Here is a 20,269-nt window from a genome sequence, read left to right as displayed (position 1 = left end):
TCAAAGAGAATGTCAGCAAACCAAATGCCAGAAAATAGAACGTCAGCAGAGATAAAGTCCATTGAGGAACTGCGAGATATCGTCTGGCACCAAACAACGGTGAGCCAACATCAACGTGCGGGACTCAAACAGCAGTGTCCAGCGGTGCTCTGGTTTACTGGATTGAGTGGCTCCGGTAAATCGAGCATCGCCAATGCGGTGGAAAAAAAGCTGTTGGCTTTGGGTAAGCACAGTTACTTACTCGATGGTGATAATGTTCGGCATGGTTTGAATCGCGACCTCGGTTTTAGTGAAAGTGATAGGACAGAAAACATCCGCCGTATTGCTGAGGTTGCCAAGTTATTTGTCGACTCCGGAACATTGGTTCTGAGCGCTTTTATATCGCCTTTTTTATCCGACCGCCGCACCGCTCGTGAGCGATTTGAACAAGGCGAGTTTTTAGAAGTGTTTATAGACACGCCCATTTCTGTATGTGAGCGGCGAGACCCTAAAGGTTTATATAAAAAAGCTCGCGCGGGTGAAATCACTCAATTCACGGGAGTGGATTCTGATTACGAGCCTCCCTCAGACGCTGAAATACATATCGAAACGGCCGACGGTTCAATAGAAGAGTGCGCGGAACAGATTGTAACTTGGCTAACTAATATGGGCTATTTAGTTGCGAATAAGCGCAAAATGGAGAGATAAGCGGATGCACTACGATGTCTTCAATGGTGATGCGGATGGCGTTATCGCGCTATTGCAACTGCGTTTGGCGCAGCCTAAGCCCAGCCGACTGATTTCGGGGGTTAAGCGTGATATAGCGCTACTCAAGCAAGTTGTTGGTCAGGATTCAATAACTAGCGTGACTGTGCTTGATGTGTCGATGGAAACCAATCAAATCGCGCTTAGAACTTTGCTTGAAGCGGGCGTTGCGGTGTTTTATTGCGATCATCACCGAGCGGGTCACATTCCTGAATCAGAGCTACTAGAGAGCTTGCTTTGTATGGATGCAGATACGTGCACCAGTTTATTGATTAATGAAAAGTTAGAAGGGCGTTATGTTCATTGGGCTATCGCCGCTGCATTTGGGGACAATTTGCATGCAAGCGCTCAAGTGCTCGCCGATAAGTACGGTGTTAATGAAAGTGATCAAGCCTTTCTTAGGCAGTTAGGCACACTCATTAATTACAATGCCTATGGGGCCTCACTGCGCGATTTACATATTCCCCCCGTGCAATTGTACCAACAGCTATTGGCCTACCGTGATCCTTTTGCTCTACGCACTGATCCAAATTCGCCATATTTCATTTTGCATGAAGGCTATCAGCAGGATTGTCGGCATTTAGCGGCGCTATCCCCGGTTACCAAAACTGAATATACGCGCGTGTTTGAGCTTCCCAATGCAGCTTGGGCGAGAAGAATGAGTGGGGTTTTTAGCAATCAGTTAGCCAATCAAATTCAAAATCAAGCACATGCGGTGTTAACGCTCAATCCTACCGAGTCTGACTATACCGTAAGCGTTCGTGCTCCATTAGCGAATAGAGAAGGGGCGGACGAGGTGTGTCAGCAGTTTTTTACGGGCGGTGGGCGTCGGGGGGCGGCGGGGATTAATACTTTGCCGCTAGCAGATAAGTCGAAGTTTATTCGGACCTTTTGTGATTATTACGATAAATAGTGACGATTACGGTAGGCCTGAATAGTAAAGGTCGGCCATTAGATTTAGATATTTAGTTATTTCAATTACAAGGAATGCATATGTCACACTCTTCCGAGTTGATTGCACAAGATATCGATGCGTATCTCGCGGTGCATGAGAAAAAAGATCTGCTGCGCTTTTTAACCTGTGGCAGTGTCGATGATGGAAAATCGACGCTAATTGGTCGTCTTCTTTATGACAGCAAGCTGATTTATGACGATCAGATGGCTGCTATTGAAAAAGATTCGCAGCGATTTAATACCACAGATGAGGCCTTTGATCTGGCGTTGTTGGTCGATGGGTTACAATCTGAACGTGAGCAAGGCATCACCATTGATGTGGCCTACCGTTACTTTTCGACCGACAAGCGAAAATTTATTATCGCTGACACGCCAGGGCATGAACAATACACGCGCAATATGGTGACTGGAGCGTCGACTTGTGACTTAGCGATTGTGATTGTTGACGCTCGTTTCGGGATTCAAAACCAGACTCGCCGGCATAGCTATCTGTGCAACTTACTGGGTATTAAACACATTATAGTGGCCGTCAATAAAATGGACTTGATGGATTACGACCAAGAAGTTTATCGCAAGATAAAAGCAGATTATCGTGACATGGCGAGTGGCTTTGCACTTGATGATATTCGCTTTGTACCCATTTCAGCCCTAAATGGCGACAATGTGGTCACGCCAAGTAAATTCATGCCTTGGTATCCGGGCGCCACACTAATGAAACTGCTAGAGACGGTGCAAGTGCACCCAAAGCTAGGGTCTCAGCCGATGCGCTTGCCAATCCAGTATGTGAATCGACCTAATCTCGACTTTCGCGGTTTCTGCGGCACATTGGAGTCTGGCATGTTGCAGGTAGGCGACCTTGTGATTGCACTTCCGTCAGGAAAGAAAACCAGTGTGAGAAGGGTTTTTATTGCGGACAAAGAGCAATCATTTGCTTACGCAGGGCAGGCGATTACTGTGACGCTAGATGATGAGATTGATGTGTCTCGTGGCGACTTGCTCGTGCACGAAGGACAAGGCTCACGCGTAACCAAGCAGTTTAATACTCAGTTGGTGTGGATGGATGAGCAGCCAATGCACGTTGGTAAAGAGTATTTATTTAAGTTTTCGACAAAAATCATCGCAGGGCAATTTCGCCAAATTCAGCACAAAATTGATATCAACACTTTAGGTAAAGACCAAACAGCACAGCAACAGTTATCGCTCAATGAAATTGCTGAGCTGTCCGTTAGCCTTACCGATAGTATTGCTTTAGATGAGTATACATCGCTACCCAATACGGGCGCATTTGTGGTGATCGATCGTTATAGCAATGCCACAGTTGCTGCGGGCATGGTAAGTAAGGTGGGCGAAGTACAGTCTCAGTCTCAGCGTCAGTATTCTTTGCAGGAAAAAGAGCTGAATGCTTATATCTGTAAGCATTTTCCAGAATGGGGCTGTCAAACGATAAAGTAAGCTCTCTGGCAAGCGAGTTTGACGAAGGGAAGTCTAGTTGCAGTAGACAAGAATACTTCTACGGAGTCATCTCGCATCTTGCAGGCAACCTCGCTATACTCGTACTCTGAAATTTATGCCCCTGACTAGCAAGAGCTGAGAATATGCAAGAGTACATCGAATTTTTCAAACAAAACCCAGTTTTGTCTATCGCATGGGTGGGCATCTTTATTGCTCTTATCATGCAAATCGTTAAGTCGTCCACGGCTGCGTATAAAGAAATTACCCCATCGGATGCGACCCTGTTAATGAATAAGCACAACGGTATCGTGGTTGATATTCGTGCGAAGAGTGAATTCAAATCGGGTCATATTACCGAAGCGATGAACATTTTGCCTTCGGATATCAAAGAGGGGAAACTCGAAAGCCTTGAAAAACACAAATCAGACCCAATCATCGTAGTATGCAAAACTGGGCAATCGGCTCGCGAAAGTGCCAATTTATTGGCCAAGGCGGGTTATGAGCAAGTTAAGTTGCTAAAAAACGGATTAATCTCTTGGAATGAAGCGAACTTACCTTTAGTCCGCGGTAAAAAATAACCCACATTATCCGAACATAGAGAACGGAATTTAAGGATTCAAACATGGCTGACGTAGCACCAGAACAAGAAGCGCAAAACTTTGCAATTCAACGTGTCTTTTTAAAAGATGTATCATTTGAAGCGCCGAATTCTCCAGCACTTTTCCAAAAGGACTGGAACCCAGATGTAAAATTGGATTTGGACACTCAAAGTCGTGAATTGGGTGAAGGTGTTTATGAAGTGATACTTCGTCTGACTGTTGTGGTTAAGAATGAAGAAGAAACAGCATTTTTGTGCGAAGTTCAGCAAGGCGGTATCTTCAGTGCAGAGCAGATGGAAGCTGGCCAATTGGCACATTGCCTAGGTGCATTCTGCCCGAACATTCTGTTCCCTTACGCACGTGAAACGATTTCAAGTCTCGTTGTGAAAGGTACGTTCCCTCAATTGAACCTAGCTCCAGTTAACTTTGATGCTTTGTTCATGAACTACCTACAGCAACAAACTGAAAGCGAAGGTGATACACCTGTTCAAGCTTAATTAATGTGAAGTTTGGCTTCTATTAAGCTTTATACGTATTTAAAAATGCACAATGGCTCGAATTTTCGATGTCATGTGCATTTTTTGTTTTAAGTAACCTCTATCAATAGTGGCGAGTAATAATGACGGATTCAGTAGTAAGCAATAGTTATGGCAAGGATATATCCATGGTGGTGTTAGGTGCGGGCTCGTACGGTACTTCCTTGGCCATTTCTTTAGCGCGTAACGGAAATAATATTGTGCTATGGGGGCATAACCCTGAGCATATGCAGCGCTTGCAAGACGATCGCTGTAACCGAGCGTTTCTGCCAGATACTGTGTTTCCCGACAGCTTAATTATTGAATCAGACTTGCCACGAGCGGTGCAGTCTTGTCGCGACTTGTTAGTGGTTGTTCCCAGTCACGTGTTTGGTGAGGTATTGGCAAATGTGGCGCCACATTTACGCTCTGACTCTCGTTTATGTTGGGCAACGAAAGGCTTGGAGCCTGAAACTGGCCGTTTGCTTAAAGAGGTCGCGCATGATGCATTGGGGCAAAATTACGCCTTGGCCGTAATTTCTGGGCCAACGTTTGCAAAAGAGCTAGCCGCAGGTTTACCAACGGCGATTTCAGTCTCGTCACCTGATCGTCAGTTTGTTGCTGATTTGCAAGATAAGATCCACTGCAGCAAGACATTCCGTGTGTATGCGAATGAAGATTTTACCGGAGTGCAGTTGGGCGGCGCGGTTAAAAATGTCATTGCGATTGGCGCTGGGATCTCCGATGGTATTGGTTTTGGTGCGAACGCACGTACAGCATTAATTACGCGCGGATTAGCCGAAATGACCCGCTTGGGGACTGCGCTGGGTGCACAGGCTGAAACCTTTATGGGAATGGCAGGTCTTGGTGATTTAGTCTTGACCTGTACTGATAATCAATCGCGCAACCGTCGCTTTGGCTTAGCTTTAGGGCAAGGTAAGGACGTGTTAACCGCACAAGATGAGATTGGCCAAGTCGTGGAAGGCTACCGCAACACCAAAGAAGTCTGGTTGCTTGCCAATCGTATGGGGGTGGAGATGCCGATTGTGGAGCAAATTTATCAAGTGCTCTACCAAAGTAAGAGCGCGCAAATAGCGGCGAAGGATTTGTTGGCGCGCGATAAAAAAGCAGAGAGTGAATAATAGGGTCATCATCATGAAATATAGTGAACAGCAGCAAGTCTGGAACACCATAGTTAATGAAGCTCGACAATTGTCGGAACAAGAGCCTATGCTGGCGAGCTTTTACCATGCCACCATCATTAAACATGAAAGTATCACGTCGTCGCTGAGCTATATTTTAGCCAATAAGCTCAACACTACCTCTATGCCGGCCATAGCGGTGCGCGAGGTTATAGAAGAGGCATTCAAGGCTGATGAGAGCATTGCAGAGAAGATGGCGTGTGATGTGCGCGCGACGGTAGAGCGAGACCCTGCGGTGGCAATGTATTCTACGCCTTTGTTGTATCTTAAAGGCTATCATGCGTTGCAAGGACATCGAGTCGCGAATTGGTTATGGACGCAAGGTCGAAAAGCGTTGGCGACCTATCTGCAAAACCAAATTTCTGTGGCTTGCCAAGTTGATATTCACCCAGCTGCCAAAATCGGTAAAGGCATCATGTTGGATCACGCGACGGGTATCGTGATCGGTGAAACTGCAGTGGTGGATAATGATGTGTCGATTTTGCAGGACGTGACGTTAGGCGGTACCGGTAATGATTGTGGCGATCGCCATCCGAAAATTCGTGAAGGTGTGATGATTGGCGCAGGCGCAAAAGTGCTCGGTAATATTGAGGTTGGGCAAGGCGCTAAGATAGGGTCGTGTTCTGTGGTGCTACATGCAGTGCCACCCCATACTACGGTCGCAGGGGTTCCCGCTAAGATTGTCGGCAAGCCGAAAACAGAAAAACCATCCCTCGATATGGATCAGCAGTTTAACGGCAAGAATCAAACATTTGAAAGTGGCGGGGGAATATAATCCCCCAACCCGAGTGTCACGTGCACCTGATAGTGAATCGGGTGCATAGTTTGACTTGGGTTATTCACCCCTCAGCGTCGATAGAGAGCTTAGCGTTCTCACATCTGCTCTCGTATATGCTGAAAGCTGAATTACGCCATGGCGTTTAGTTCAGACAATACTTCTTCTGCCCACAAAATCCATGCTTGGCGAACCAATAAATTGCGACGCAGTGTCAATCTTTCTAAACGATGTTGCTTATCTAAGTTACTCGCTGACGAGTAGTAAGCGGCTTCTATTTCTTGGTAGTGTGCCACTAATTTATAAGAGTCGGCAACCAAATCACTGAGCTGGGCACGGTATGGTTCTGCATCTTGAACTGAGCAAGCCATTAATTTAGCAGAAAATTCATCGCGAACGGTTGGGTGAGCGGTCGGTTGATCAAACCATTCTCCCAATGCTGCGCGCCCTGCATCGGTAATAGAGTAGACTTTACGGTCGGGTTTGCCTTCTTGAGGCTCGATCACACAGGTGACTAAGCTATTTTGAGCCATCTTGTTCAGCTCGCGGTAAACTTGCTGGTGGCTTGCTTTCCAAAAGTAACCGATGCTGGCCGAAAACTCTTTGGTTATATCGTAACCAGTGGCATCGCGTGTACTAAGTACGGTGAGAATAACGTGAGGTAATGACATGTTTCTAATCCAAATATAAAAAAAATATAAACATGTTTGAACAGTCTGCTGTGCTCGAAAGGCACTTTATTTATCAGTACATTCAAACATAACCAACGAGAAAAGCTCGTCGGAAGTCTCTCCTTACATAAGCCGGTGTATCACCTAGATCATCGATAGTTTTTGCTATCAAAGCTCTGCGATGTATTGATTTATAGTAGTTCGCAGAGGGAAAGTAGTATATCTAAATAATAAGCATTAAGTAGAATATTTAAATCTATTTGAATAAAAAACTGATAAAAAACTCAGTAAACACTGGTTGTAGGTTTTAATTTCTACTTTTGACTGAATTTTGTGCGATTTTCAGGATAATAGTCCGAGGCTTTGGGCCGAGGAGTGATTGATAATGGAAATGATTATTGTTATTAGATAACGGGCTAGTTAGAAATTACACTTTTTCTAACCAACCCGTTACAACTTAGCCAGTGTTGCGCATGCCTGCGGCAATACCGGCAATGGTGACCATTAGCGCTTCTTCTAATTCTGTCGACGTTTGGTCAGTTTGACGGGTGCGATATAACAATTCTGCTTGCAGCATATTCAGCGGTTCAACGTAGGCATTTCTTAGTCGAATCGATTCTAGCCCCCATGGGTCACTTTGCATTAAGTTCTCGTTGTTTTCGACATTCAGCACCGCCACTATGTCTTTTTGTAGCTGACTTCGTAAGCGTTCACCCAATGGACGCAGTGGCGGATCGACGAGCCTTTGATCGTAGTAATGGGAAATGTCGCTGTTGCATTTGTAATAGACCATTTCCAGCATACCTAGTCGGGTAGAAAAGAATGGCCACTCTCGGCACATTTCTTCTAGCAGAGTCTGCTGACCTTGATCAATGGAGCTTTGTATCGCTTCCCCCGCCCCTAACCAAGCAGGCAGTACTAACCGGTTTTGACTCCACGAGAATATCCATGGAATAGCACGTAAGCTTTCGACCCCGCCATTTGGATTACGTTTGGATGGGCGCGATCCAAGCGGTAATTTACCGAGCTCGAGTTCGGGAGTCGCTTGGCGGAAGTAGGGCACGAAGTCGGCTTCACCTCGCACCGTATGACGATAAGCTTGGCAAGAGACATCAGCCAAGGTTTCCATTTGTTCACGCCATTGTTGCTTAGGGTGTGGAGGCGGCAGTAGATTCGCTTCTAAAATTGCGCTGGCGTAGAGGTTGAAGCTGTTAACGGCGATGTCCGGCAATCCTAGCTTAAAGCGGATCATTTCACCTTGCTCGGTGACTCGCAAGCCTTTTTTCAGACTCTGTGGTGGTTGAGAAAGGAGCGCGGCATGGGCAGGTGCTCCGCCTCGGCCAACGGTGCCGCCTCGGCCGTGGAATAGGGTGAGTTCAAAGCTTTCTTGTTCAGCCAATTGTACCAGTTCTTCCATAGCGCGATATTGCGCCCAGCCAGCTGCCATGACTCCGGCATCTTTGGCTGAATCGGAATAGCCAATCATGACCATTTGGTTATTTTGAATAATTCCTCGATAGAGATCTATTTCCATCAACTGTTGCATGACGGACTGAGCATTATTCAGGTCGTCGAGCGTTTCAAACAGTGGGCAAACATCCATACGATATGGGCAACCCACTTCTTGCAACAGTAGGTGTACAGCCAACACGTCTGATGCCGTTCTCGCCATTGAAATGACATACGCGCCAAACGCCTCGCGAGGTTGGGTTGCAATAATACTGCAGGTATCTAATACCTCTTGAACTTCAGGGGATGGTTGCCAGTCAAGTGGCAGTAGTGGCCGCTTTGAACTGAGTTCGTTGCTAAGAAAGGACACCTTATCTTGCTCGCTCCACTGCTCATAATCACCGATGCCCAGATAGCGGGTGAGTTCAGATAATACATCAGCATGGCGGGTACTTTCTTGGCGAATATCCAAGCGTACTAAATGGACACCAAAGGCTTTGACTCTACGCAAAATATCCAGCAGTGAACCGTCGGCAATGATACCCATGCCGCATTCATGCAAGGATTGGTAGCAGGCATACAATGGCTCCCAGAGCTGATCTATGTGCTTTAGTGGGGCTTTGATGGCAAGTTGTTGGCCGTCGATTTTGGCGGCTAAGATCTCGGTAGTGTCCGTCAGTAACTGACGTAGCCCTTTCAAAATCGCTCGATATGGTTCGTGTTCTTCAGCACCAGCCAAAGTGCGTACATCGGCATTGCACTTGGTCATTGATAGCTCGCTGATGAGCTCATTGATATCCGCGAGGTAGAGATCAGCGGCTTTCCAACGTGACAGTAGTAATACTTCTCGGGTGATGGTATGGGTGACAAATGGGTTGCCGTCTCTGTCTCCGCCCATCCACGAGGAGAAGTGGACGGGACGAGCGTCAATCGGTAGGCCTTCACCTAGCGCATCCACTAGCCTTTGATCAAAATCGCGTAAGAAGTCTGGAACCGCTTGCCACAAAGAGTTCTCGATAACCGCAAAGCCCCATTTCGCTTCATCAAGTGGGGTTGGACGTTGCTGGCGTATCACATCTGAATGCCAACTTTGTGCGATAAGCTGCTCCAAGCGACGTTCGGTTTTTTGTCTTTCTTTTTGCGACAATTCATTTAGGTCGAGTTTAGACAAACAGTCGTTGATTTTGATCAGCTTGTTGATCATGGTCCGGCGGGTAATTTCTGTTGGATGTGCTGTGAGGACAATCTCAATATTGAGATCCTTGACCGCTTGCGCTGTATCCAGTGCGCTGACATCGTTTTGTTGTAGCTTTTCTAACAAGGTGTTGATTGAGTTAGGCTCTAATACGTAATCGTCACAATGGCGTGAAATGGTGTGATATTGCTCGGCCATGTTGGTGAGGTTGAGAAACTGATTGAATGCGTGGGCGACTGGAGTCAATTGTTCATCAGGGAGGCCTTTAATCGCCTCAACCAATTGCTCGCGATCTTTATCGTTACCAGCTTGAGCAGATTTCGATAATTGGCGAATCGTCTCAATCTGGTCAAATAGTGCCTCTCCGTGCGCTTGTTGAATGGTGTTGCCGAGCAAGCGTCCGAGCATGCTGACGTTACTTTTCAGCGCCGCGTACTTTTCGTTCATTATCATCCTACCTTGTAAATTAATTACATTGATTGTCCTTTCTGTAGAGCAACAATCTAGCGAAAATTGTCCGGTTGAGTCAAATTTCACCAATGTGGAGAGGATGAATTAACGTTTTTCCCTTATTTTTACTGATCAAGTGCACATTTTTAAAATATTATGAAATTTAATTACACATTGTGGCCAGAACAATTGAGTCGCTTGGCCGCAATGTGTCACCGTCTCCTGTTGGCAACCTTGGCAACCTTGGCAACCTTGGCAACCTTGGCAACAGAAAGAAAGCGGCTAGAAACAATATTGCCTAATCGCTTTGGATAAAATATCCAATGTCGGTTGGATAAACTTATGCTCTAAATATTCATTAGGCTGATGCGCTTGTTCGATTGAACCTGGGCCTAACACGAGAGTCGGGCACAGCTGCTGTAAGAAAGGGGCTTCGGTACAATAATTAACGGTTTCTGCTGGAGTTTGGCAGATAGATTCCATTTGTGGAATAAACGGTTGATCTGGTGGGCATTCATAGCCGGGAATGGGTTCATGTAGGGCGTTGATTTCGAGTCGGCCAGGCCAGCGTTGTTCTACGCCTTTTAGTACTTCGCGCAACATGTTGTTTAGGCCGTCTAAACTTATTCCTGGCAGCGGCCGAAGGTCATAGTGTAGCTCACAGCAACCGCAAATTCGGTTAGCGCTGTCTCCGCCATGGATATGACCTAAGTTAAGTGTCGGTGATGGAATGGCAAACCCAGGATGATGATAGTGCTGAACCAGTTCGTCTCGTAGTGTTTTAAGAGCAAATAGAACTTCGTGCATAATGTCGATGGCGTTAACCCCGAGCGCGGGATCAGAAGAATGGCCAGACTTACCAGTTATGCGAATCGCATTGGCAATATGCCCCTTATGGGCTCGAACAGGCACTAAACTTGTCGGCTCACCTATGATGCAGTAATCGGGTTTAAACGGGGTGTTGTGGCTGAAATCCCTAGCCCCAAGCATGGTAGTTTCTTCGTCACAGGTTGCCAATATATACAGAGGTTTAGTTTGAGTTCGCCAATCAATATCTTTTACGGCATCAATGATAAAAGCGAAAAATCCTTTCATATCTGCCGTGCCTAAACCATAGAAGCGGTTGTTGCTCTCGGTCAGTTTATGGGGTGAATAATCCCAACGTCCTTCGTCAAACGGCACAGTATCGCTGTGTCCAGCCAGCAACAAGCCACCATCATCTTGGCCTTTTTTAGCTATGAGGTTGAATTTTCCAGGTTTTACTTGAATAACCTGTACGTCGAAGCCAATATCAGTGAGCCAAGTTTCTAGTTTTTCAATTACTTGCAAGTTTCCTTGGTCCCATGAAGGTTCAGTTGAGCTAATGGAAGAGGTGGCTATTAAATCGGCGTAAATCTCTCTGAAATTGGGTAATGGCATATTATCTTCGCTTCTTCTGTTGACAGGAATAGATTAAGACGTTAAACATAATGAGCTGCTTTTTGTGAATAAAAATTCAAAATGGTTGTTTGAATGGATTAGTACTCATCTGTGGGTGGGTGAGCTCATCAAAGGAAAGGTTAGAGATGTTAAGAACCATTATTATTGGCGCAAGCGGTTACACGGGAGCCGAACTTGCATTTATGGTGAATCACCACCCGGAACTCAAGCTAACAGGTTTATATGTATCCGCCAATAGTTTAGACGCAGGGAAAAAGTTATCTGAGCTACATCGCAAGTTTAAGGGGCGTGTCGATATGCCTATTTCCCCTTTATCAGATGTAGAGATGACGGCCGAGCAATGTGACGTGGTGTTTTTGGCAACGGCCCATGAAGTCAGTCATCAACTCGCGTCTACGTTCTTGCGCCACGGCTGCCAAGTCTTCGATTTATCTGGCGCGTTCCGGGTTAAAGCGGATGATTTTTATCCGCAATATTATGGATTTGAGCACCGCTATCAGGACTGGTTAGATAAAGCGGCCTATGGTTTAGCTGAGTGGAATCAGGCGGCTATCAGAGAAGCTCAGTTAGTTGCAATAGCGGGTTGTTATCCAACCGCTAGCCAGCTTGCGATGAAACCCTTGTTGGCTGCAGAGTTGATTGATACCCAGCAGTGGCCAGTTATAAATGCGGTGAGCGGCGTGTCAGGGGCGGGAAGAAAAGCCAATTTAGCTAGCAGCTTTTGTGAAGTGAGCTTGCAGCCTTATGGAGTATTTGAGCATCGTCATCAGCCTGAGATTAGTCATTATATAGGGTGTGAGGTGATTTTTACTCCCCACCTCGCGCCATATAAGCGCGGCTTATTAGCGACGATTACTATGAAGCTCGCAGCGGGCACGTCAAGCCAGCAAGTTAGCGAAGCCTTTCAACTCGCTTATGCTGACAAGCCTGCTGTTTGCTTAACCCATGATAAGTTACCTAGCGTGCAAGACGTGGAACATACGCCGTTTTGTCATATCGGCTGGCGGGTTGGCGATGAGCATATCGTTGTCGTATCGGCGATTGATAACCTGTTAAAAGGAGCTGCTAGCCAAGCAATGCAGTGCCTAAATATTCACTACGGTTTTTCTGAAATGACGGCCTTAGTGTAGGCCGATGGGATTAGTTATGACTGAAAATGGCAATACTCCTCTTGTGATCAAACTTGGCGGCGCAGCACTGTCTTGCGCTGACACGCTTAATCAACTCTTTCACGCCATCGAGAACTATCAAGCCCAAGCCAATCGACAAATCGTCGTGGTACATGGTGGCGGGTACTTAGTTGATGAGCTAATGGAAAAATTGCAGCTCACTAGCGTCAAGAAAGCAGGGCTAAGAGTGACTCCAACCGAACACATCAATGTGGTTGCGGGCGCATTAGCTGGCACGGCGAATAAGGTTTTGCAGGGACACGCAGTGCGAGCAGGTATAGATAGTATTGGGCTGAGCCTTGCCGATGGCGGGCTTTGTCAGGTAACAGAATTAGACCCTGAACTTGGCGCGGTAGGGCACGCAAAACCGGGTAATGCTTCTTTACTTCGAGCGGTATTGGCGACAGGAGTATTGCCAATCATTAGTTCTATTGGACTAAATTCACAGGGTCAACTAATGAATGTAAACGCCGATCAAGCGGCAGTTGCAGTGGCGGGTGCGCTGAATGCTAACCTAGTGCTGCTCTCAGATGTCAGCGGCGTTTTAGATGGTAAAGGTCACTTAATTAAGAGCTTAGATGAAAGTCAGGCCAATCACCTTATTGACGGGAAAGTGATCACCGATGGCATGGTGGTAAAAGTAAAAGCAGCGTTGGAAGCGGCCTCTGTGCTTGGGCGCGCGATCCAAGTCGCGACATGGCGTTATCCTGAGAAATTGGCCAAGTTATTCGCTGGTGAAAATATTGGCACTCAGTTTTTGTCCCCATCAGAAAAACAATCATCATAGTTAAATTAACTTTTTTGCGGCAAGAATGGCGCAAATGGAATGGAATTCGGAGAAAGAAAATGAGTAAGGTTCAAATTAATAAAGTGGTTGTGGCGTACTCGGGAGGCCTAGATACTTCGGTAATTATTCCGTGGTTAAAAGAAAACTACGACTGTGAAGTGATAGCGTTTGTGGCTGATGTTGGTCAAGGACAAGATGAACTGGAAGGCGTGGAGCTTAAAGCCAAACAATCGGGAGCATCTGAGTGTTATGTGGTCGATTTGAAAGAGCAAATGGTGGCTGAGTATGTCTATCCGACACTGAAAACGGGAGCTTGCTATGAAGGAAAGTATCTACTCGGCACCTCAATGGCGAGACCAATTATTGCTAAAGCTCAAGTGGAAGTTGCCCGGAATGTTGGGGCGGATGCGTTGTGTCATGGCTGTACGGGCAAGGGCAACGATCAAGTGCGCTTTGAAGGAGCATTTGCCGCATTAGCACCAGAATTAACCGTGATCGCACCTTGGCGGGAATGGGAATTGGTGAGCCGCGAGCAGTGTTTGGATTATCTCGCTGAGCGCAATATTCCTTGCAGTGCGTCGCTGACGAAAATCTATTCCCGTGATGCGAATGCTTGGCATGTGTCTACCGAAGGTGGTGTATTAGAAAACACTTGGAATGCCCCTAATGATGATTGCTGGGTATGGACGCAGGATCCTGAGTTGGCACCAAACACTCCCGAAATGGTCACCCTTCGAGTGGAAAAAGGTGAGGTTGTCGCCGTGGATGGTGAGTGTATGACGCCTTATAACGCCTTGATGTACCTTAATGACAAGGGTGCGAAACATGGAGTGGGGCGAATTGATATTGTCGAAAACCGTTTGGTTGGCATGAAGTCACGTGGCTGTTATGAAACCCCAGGGGGCACCATCATGATGGAAGCTCTACGCGCTGTTGAACAATTAGTGTTAGATAAAACGGCGTTTGAATTTCGTGAAGAGCTGTCCTTGAAAGCATCACATCTTGTGTATGACGGTCGTTGGTTTACGCCATTATGTAAGTCGATACTCGCTGCGGCGAATGAGCTTGCTCAAGATGTGAATGGTGAGGTGGTGATTAAACTGTATAAAGGCCATGCGACAGTATTGCAAAAGCGCTCAGATAATAGTCTCTATTCTGAAGAGTTCGCGACATTTGGTGAGGATGACGTTTACGATCATAGTCACGCAGGTGGCTTCATCCGTTTGTACTCATTAGCCAGCAGAATTAAAGCGTTAAATGAAAAAAAACGCGACGCATAATTTGAGTTAGTGGTCATACACAACAATGTTTGAGTAGGCTCGGTGCTGGTGCGCCGAGTTTCGATTTACCAGCGGGAGAGAAACAATGGCACTATGGGGCGGAAGATTTACCCAAGCAGCAGACACTCGGTTCAAAGAGTTTAATGATTCACTACGCTTTGATTACCGATTGGCTGAACAAGACATTGTAGGCTCTATCGCTTGGTCCAAAGCGCTACTGTCAGTGGATGTATTAACCAACGCTGAGCAGCAAACTCTCGAATTAGCTTTAAATGAGCTCAAGCTGGAAGTGATGGAAGATCCACGACAGATCCTCAACTCTGATGCGGAAGATATTCATTCTTGGGTAGAGCAACAGTTGATTAGCAAAGTTGGGGAGCTGGGTAAAAAACTGCACACTGGCCGTTCTCGTAACGATCAAGTGGCCACAGATCTCAAACTTTGGTGTCGTCAGCAAGGGCAGCAACTCTTACAAGCTCTTGATTTATTGCAAACTCAGTTAGTGAAAGTGGCCAGTAGCCACCAAGCCACGGTGTTGCCGGGATATACTCATTTGCAACGTGCGCAACCTGTCACTTTTGCCCATTGGTGTATGGCGTATGTGGAGATGTTTGAGCGTGATTATGACCGTTTAACGGATGCACTGACGCGACTTGATACGTGTCCTTTGGGTTCCGGAGCTCTGGCAGGTACGGCGTATCCTATCGATAGAGAAAGACTCGCCCACAGCTTGGGGTTCAATCGTGCGACGAGGAATTCGCTGGATTCGGTATCGGATCGTGATCATGTGGTGGAATTAATGTCGTCGGCGAGTTTATCGATGCTGCATTTATCGCGCTTTGCCGAAGACCTTATTTTTTATAATTCGGGAGAATCGAACTTCATCGAGCTGGCAGATACGGTGACCTCTGGCTCTTCGTTAATGCCACAGAAAAAAAATCCCGATGCTCTAGAGCTTATCAGGGGGAAAGCTGGCCGGGTTTATGGTTCTCTCGCCGGCCTAATGATGACGATCAAAGCGCTTCCTTTGGCTTACAACAAAGACATGCAAGAAGATAAAGAAGGACTATTTGACGCCTTCGATACTTGGAATGATTGTCTTGAGATGGCGGTATTGTGCTTGGAAGGCATTCAAGTGAACGCTGAGCGTACTCTGGAAGCGGCCAAGCAAGGCTACGCCAATTCGACGGAACTCGCCGATTATTTAGTTGCGAAGGGGATTCCGTTTCGTGAGGCGCACCATATTGTTGGGGTTACGGTTGTCGATGCCATTGGCAAGGGCTGCGCGCTGGAAGAGTTATCACTTGAGCAATTACGATCGTATTCAAATGTGATCGACGACGATGTTTATGCGGTATTGACGATAGAGTCCTGTTTAGCGCAGCGTAATGCCTTAGGCGGAGTGGCACCGCAGCAAGTCGCGTTTGCGCTCGGGCAGGCACAGCAACGATTAGCGCAGCGAGAAAACCGTACCGCAAGGGTGCGGGCGGCGAGGCTAACAGATATTGAAGCGTTAGAAAGCATGGTTACCTATTGGGCCAACTTAGGCGAAAACTTGCCTCGTTCACGGAGTGAATTGATACGGGATATCGGCTCCTTTGCAGTCGCAGAGCATCACGGCGAAGTGACAGGTTGTGCGTCTTTGTATGTCTATGATTCAGGTTTAGCGGAAATCCGATCATTAGGGGTTGAAGCGGGTTGGCAGGGGCAGGGGCAAGGTGGCTCGATCGTTCAGTATTTAGTCAATAAGGCTCGCGCAATGGCAATCAAGAAAGTGTTTGTGCTGACACGGACACCTGAGTTTTTCATGAAACTCGACTTTTTGCCGACGTCGAAAAACTTGTTACCGGAAAAAGTGCTCAAAGATTGCGATCAGTGTCCAAGACAACATGCCTGTGATGAGGTGGCCTTGGAGGTGAATTTCATCGAAAAATCTATTGCTCGGATCAGTGTGGCCTGATGATTCGAAGATCAGGTTCCCAATCGAGAAAAGTACTATGAGCCTTTGAATATTTTTGAAAAAAAAGTTAATTTTTCTCGGAACTTATGATGAAGCCGCGGGTCTACTTAGATACCACTGCTTTTTCTTAGAAATATCTAAGAGAGCCCCAAACCAGAAATTGGTATTGGGGCTTTTTTCTTTGTGGCAGACTTTGGGTATTAACAGCCCGGCCCACAATCCAAGCAATGTTTGACCATCTCTGGACCAAGATGCAGTTTCGCATTCAGATCTCGCAGCGCGGTACGGACACCCTCTTCGATCACGGGATGGTAGAATGGCATGTCTAGCATATCTGAAATCGTCATTTTGTTTTGATGTGCCCATGCAAGCAAGTGTGCTAAGTGCTCGGCATTAGGACCGATCATTTCAGCGCCAAGAAAGCGGCCTGTGCCTTGCTCACCGTAAACATGCAAGATGCCTTTGTTACGTAACACAACGCGAGAACGACCTTGATTTTCAAAGGAAACCTCACCGGTTGCAAAACAACCGCAGTTGCCTAAACGCACTGTCAGTTGCTTATAAGTCTCACCCACCATAGCTATTTGCGGATCAGAGAACACAGCTGAAATGACTGAACGGCGCAGACCTGCGCGAATATCGGGGAAACGACCTGCGTTGTCTCCGGCAATGCGACCTTGATCGGCTGCTTCGTGCAATAGCGGAATTTGGTTACTTGCGTCTCCGGCAATGAAAATGTTCTCTGCTGAAGTCTGCATTGTGTAGTGATCCGCGATCGGAACCCCACGTTCATCCAATTCTATTGAGGTATTTTTAATCGCTAACTTATCGACATTGGGACGGCGGCCTGTTGCGGCTAATACATAGTCGGCAGTAAAGGTTTCGAGTTCACCCTCGTGATTGATGAATTGGACTTGAACCTTATCCTCCCCGTCGATGCGTTTCATACTTTCAATTTTGACGTTTGGATCCAAGTAGAACTCTTCTTTGAAAGCATTTTCTGCGTAGGCCATGATGTCTGGGTCGGTCAATGGGCCCATTCTACCGCCTAGACCAAATAGTTTTACTTTTACGCCCAAGCGATGCAGCGCTTGCCCTAGCTCTAAGCCAATAACACCAGGACCAAACACCACCACAGATTCGGGTAAGTCGTCCCAATCAAACACGTCATCGTTGATAATAAGGCGATCGCCTAATTCGTCCCACGCTCTAGGGTAAGCTGGCCGTGAGCCTGTGGCGATGATAATGCGTTTGGCTGTGATTTTGGTGTGCTCATCAACCATTAAAGTCGTGTTATCAATAAATGAAGCCTTACCAGAAATTTTGTCTTGGGCAGGGATCTCGTCCACGCTTTCAAGCACAAAGTCCACAAAACGGTCGCGTTCACGTTTTACACGGCCCAAGACTTCACGCCCATCAATTTTTATTTCACCCTGAGGGTGAATACCAAAGCCGGGGGCTTTCTCGATTTGGTGCGCGCTTTCTGCTGCTGCAATTAGCAGCTTGGACGGCATACAACCAACTCGTGCACAAGTGGTACCGTATGGGCCACTTTCAACCATGACTACGTTATCTGTATGCGCTTTTGCTGCGCGGTATGCACCAAGACCTGCGGTACCACCACCGATAATGGCAACATCGACATTCAACTGCTTCATAATGGACTCTCGCTTAATATTATCAAGCCACTACTTTGGCTTGTAGGCATAAATTGGGCTGTGTGACTTGTGGCGCAGACCCCCAGCTTATCTGCGTGCCGAGGAGTCTGAGGGTTATAACCACATCTAGAGTGACAACATTTAACCTAAATATGTTTAACCTAGGTAGGTTGCTAGCTCTTCGCTACCGCCAATGTGCTTTCCGCCAATAAAGACCTGTGGCACGGTTGTTCTGCCCGTGATGGCTCTTAGGCTGACAGTGGTGGCGTCTTTGCCCAGCACCACTTCTTCAAACTGCAATCCGTTTTCAGTCAAGTTCTGTTTTGCTTTGGCGCAGAATGGGCAGCCCGGTTTAGTGAAGACTGTGATAGATTCTTGCGTTTTGTAATCTGGCGCAATGTAGTTGAGCATTGTATCGGCGTCGGACACTTTAAACGGGTCGCCTGGCTCGTTTGGTTCAATGAACATTTTCTCTACCACGCCGTTTTTGACTAACATGCTGTAGCGCCACGAACGTTTGCCAAATCCAATTTCACTTTTGTCTACAAGCATGTTCATGCCTTGGGTAAAGTCGCCGTTACCATCAGGGATAAAGGTAATGTTTTCTGCTTCTTGGTCGTCTTTCCAAGCGTTCATTACAAACGTATCGTTAACGGAAACACAAACAATTTCATCGACCCCATGTTGCTTGAATACAGGGTGCAATTCGTTGTATCTAGGTAGGTGGCTGGAAGAGCATGTTGGTGTAAACGCACCCGGTAAACTAAATACAATGACAGTTTTATCTTTAAATAGCTCTTCGCTGTTTACACTGACCCAGGCATCGCCTTGTCGAGTTGCAAAAGTCACATTGGGTACAGCTTGGCCAGTTTTGGTATCTTGCATAACGAGTTCCTCATTGAATCGGTCATAATAATGTTTAGTCGAAGATATCTAAGATGTCTCCCTGTTGTTGAATTCATTATTGGTTAAATTGCTTGATAGATCTAATCGCTTAATATTATTATTTTGATAGGCATTACCTATGTGAGAGAGCTATGAACATACGAGATCTGGAATATTTGGTCGCACTCGCGGAGCATCGTCATTACCGTAAAGCCGCCGAGGCGTGTTTTGTTAGTCAGCCAACCTTAAGTGGGCAAATACGCAAACTTGAAACGGAATTGGGCACGACCCTGTTTGAACGCAGTAGTCGGCGGGTATTGTTTACTGAATCGGGTTTGCAACTGATCGAACAGGCGAAACGGATTTTGAGTGAGGTGAAAACGTTTAAAGACATGGCCAGCGGGCAAAGTGGCAATATGCAGGGCCCCATCCACATGGGGTTTATTCCCACGGTTGGGCCGTATTTGCTCCCAAGAATTGTGCCCGCGATGAAAGATAGCTTCCCTGATCTTGAGTTGTTTTTGCACGAAGCACAGACTCACCAATTGGTGCGTCAGCTGGCAGAAGGGAAATTAGATTGCCTTGTGCTAGCTTCGGTGACGGAAACGGAGCCGTTTACGGAAATTGAAGTGTATCAAGAGCCGATGAGTGTCGCAGTGCCGAGCGAGCATGAATGGGCGCAGCAGACGGAAGTGGAAATGAGTGCCCTAGACGGAAAAACGGTACTGGCGCTGGGAGATGGGCATTGCTTACGCGACCAAGCACTAGGTTTCTGCTTTGCCGCTGGAGCAAAAGACGATGAGCGCTTCAAAGCCACCAGTCTAGAGACATTGCGCAATATGGTGGCAGCAGGCGCGGGGATTACTTTGTTGCCAGAGCTGTCATTGCCGAAAGAGAAAGTCAAAGATGGGGTGTGTTATTTAAAAGCGGTGAATCCGGTGCCATCTCGCAGTTTAGTGCTGGCCTATCGGCCGGGGTCCCCCTTGAAAGCCCGCTTTGAGCAGGTTGCGGATTTTATTCATCATCAGTTGTTGAAAAGTTAGAAAGTTGCAGAAAAGTTAGAAAAATGCCGCTCACTTAACGT

Annotated in this window: 17 protein-coding genes; 12 read left to right on the top strand and 5 right to left on the bottom strand. The window is 46.8% G+C overall.

Annotation, left to right across the window (positions count from 1 at the left end; genetic code table 11):
- Positions 1 to 24: 24 nt before the first annotated feature.
- The 7 genes from cysC (at position 25) to cysE (ending at position 6,241) form a co-directional block, all read left to right on the top strand.
- On the top strand, positions 25 to 687 hold the full coding sequence (gene cysC, locus L4C34_RS06865; protein ID WP_428788717.1) for an adenylyl-sulfate kinase: 663 nt from the start codon (positions 25 to 27) through the stop codon (positions 685 to 687).
- Between the two features lie 4 nt (positions 688 to 691).
- Complete coding sequence (locus L4C34_RS06860) at positions 692 to 1,657, top strand: DHH family phosphoesterase (protein ID WP_428788599.1); 966 nt, start codon at positions 692 to 694, stop codon at positions 1,655 to 1,657.
- Between the two features lie 80 nt (positions 1,658 to 1,737).
- The gene (gene cysN / locus L4C34_RS06855) at positions 1,738 to 3,150 is read left to right on the top strand and encodes a sulfate adenylyltransferase subunit CysN (RefSeq protein WP_428788598.1); all 1,413 of its coding nucleotides are present in this window, start codon (positions 1,738 to 1,740) and stop codon (positions 3,148 to 3,150) included.
- 143 nt (positions 3,151 to 3,293) lie between these two features.
- The gene (locus tag L4C34_RS06850) at positions 3,294 to 3,728 is read left to right on the top strand and encodes a rhodanese-like domain-containing protein (RefSeq protein WP_428788597.1); all 435 of its coding nucleotides are present in this window, start codon (positions 3,294 to 3,296) and stop codon (positions 3,726 to 3,728) included.
- 44 nt (positions 3,729 to 3,772) lie between these two features.
- Entirely contained in the window at positions 3,773 to 4,246 is a 474-nt protein-coding gene (secB, locus tag L4C34_RS06845) for a protein-export chaperone SecB (RefSeq protein WP_428788596.1), read from the top strand.
- Positions 4,247 to 4,368: 122 nt separating this feature from the next.
- The gene (gene gpsA, locus L4C34_RS06840; protein ID WP_428788595.1) at positions 4,369 to 5,406 is read left to right on the top strand and encodes an NAD(P)H-dependent glycerol-3-phosphate dehydrogenase; all 1,038 of its coding nucleotides are present in this window, start codon (positions 4,369 to 4,371) and stop codon (positions 5,404 to 5,406) included.
- Between the two features lie 13 nt (positions 5,407 to 5,419).
- Positions 5,420 to 6,241 carry a serine O-acetyltransferase gene (cysE, locus tag L4C34_RS06835; protein WP_428788594.1) on the top strand — a complete coding sequence of 274 codons (822 nt, stop codon included), beginning with the start codon at positions 5,420 to 5,422 and terminating at the stop codon, positions 6,239 to 6,241.
- Between the two features lie 131 nt (positions 6,242 to 6,372).
- On the opposite strand, the gene L4C34_RS06830 is transcribed toward cysE, so the two are convergent.
- The 3 genes from L4C34_RS06830 to argE all read right to left on the bottom strand — a co-directional run bounded on the left by L4C34_RS06830 (position 6,373) and on the right by argE (position 11,425).
- Positions 6,373 to 6,912, bottom strand: coding sequence for a PadR family transcriptional regulator (locus L4C34_RS06830; protein ID WP_428788593.1), 540 nt, complete (start codon positions 6,910 to 6,912; stop codon positions 6,373 to 6,375).
- A gap of 457 nt (positions 6,913 to 7,369) precedes the next feature.
- Positions 7,370 to 10,003: a phosphoenolpyruvate carboxylase gene (gene ppc, locus L4C34_RS06825; protein ID WP_428788592.1), complete on the bottom strand. Its 2,634-nt coding sequence runs from the start codon at positions 10,001 to 10,003 to the stop codon at positions 7,370 to 7,372.
- A 285-nt stretch (positions 10,004 to 10,288) separates the two neighbouring features.
- Positions 10,289 to 11,425 (bottom strand): acetylornithine deacetylase, encoded by a 1,137-nt coding sequence (gene argE, locus L4C34_RS06820; protein WP_428788591.1) that lies wholly within the window; start codon positions 11,423 to 11,425, stop codon positions 10,289 to 10,291.
- A gap of 146 nt (positions 11,426 to 11,571) precedes the next feature.
- Here argE and argC point away from each other — a divergent pair, with 146 nt between their 5' ends.
- The 4 genes from argC to argH all read left to right on the top strand — a co-directional run bounded on the left by argC (position 11,572) and on the right by argH (position 16,642).
- The gene (gene argC / locus L4C34_RS06815) at positions 11,572 to 12,576 is read left to right on the top strand and encodes an N-acetyl-gamma-glutamyl-phosphate reductase (protein WP_428788590.1); all 1,005 of its coding nucleotides are present in this window, start codon (positions 11,572 to 11,574) and stop codon (positions 12,574 to 12,576) included.
- 16 nt (positions 12,577 to 12,592) lie between these two features.
- Complete coding sequence (gene argB, locus L4C34_RS06810; RefSeq protein ID WP_428788589.1) at positions 12,593 to 13,402, top strand: acetylglutamate kinase; 810 nt, start codon at positions 12,593 to 12,595, stop codon at positions 13,400 to 13,402.
- A gap of 59 nt (positions 13,403 to 13,461) precedes the next feature.
- Positions 13,462 to 14,682, top strand: coding sequence for an argininosuccinate synthase (locus tag L4C34_RS06805; RefSeq protein ID WP_428788588.1), 1,221 nt, complete (start codon positions 13,462 to 13,464; stop codon positions 14,680 to 14,682).
- 85 nt (positions 14,683 to 14,767) lie between these two features.
- Entirely contained in the window at positions 14,768 to 16,642 is a 1,875-nt protein-coding gene (gene argH / locus L4C34_RS06800) for an argininosuccinate lyase (protein WP_428788587.1), read from the top strand.
- Between the two features lie 200 nt (positions 16,643 to 16,842).
- Here the strand turns inward: argH and L4C34_RS06795 are convergent, their stop codons facing one another.
- Positions 16,843 to 18,300 carry a dihydrolipoyl dehydrogenase gene (locus L4C34_RS06795; protein ID WP_428788586.1) on the bottom strand — a complete coding sequence of 486 codons (1,458 nt, stop codon included), beginning with the start codon at positions 18,298 to 18,300 and terminating at the stop codon, positions 16,843 to 16,845.
- 156 nt (positions 18,301 to 18,456) lie between these two features.
- Positions 18,457 to 19,185, bottom strand: a complete 729-nt coding sequence (locus L4C34_RS06790) for a redoxin family protein (RefSeq protein WP_428788585.1) — start codon at positions 19,183 to 19,185, stop codon at positions 18,457 to 18,459.
- 152 nt (positions 19,186 to 19,337) lie between these two features.
- Here L4C34_RS06790 and oxyR point away from each other — a divergent pair, with 152 nt between their 5' ends.
- The gene (gene oxyR, locus L4C34_RS06785) at positions 19,338 to 20,228 is read left to right on the top strand and encodes a DNA-binding transcriptional regulator OxyR (RefSeq protein WP_428788584.1); all 891 of its coding nucleotides are present in this window, start codon (positions 19,338 to 19,340) and stop codon (positions 20,226 to 20,228) included.
- The last annotated feature ends 41 nt before the right edge of the window (positions 20,229 to 20,269 follow it).

This window comes from Vibrio profundum (assembly GCF_050337555.1).
Classification (GTDB): domain Bacteria; phylum Pseudomonadota; class Gammaproteobacteria; order Enterobacterales; family Vibrionaceae; genus Vibrio; species Vibrio profundum.
The sequence above is the reverse complement of the archived record's forward strand: the minus strand, read 5'-3'. Positions and strand labels throughout refer to the sequence as shown.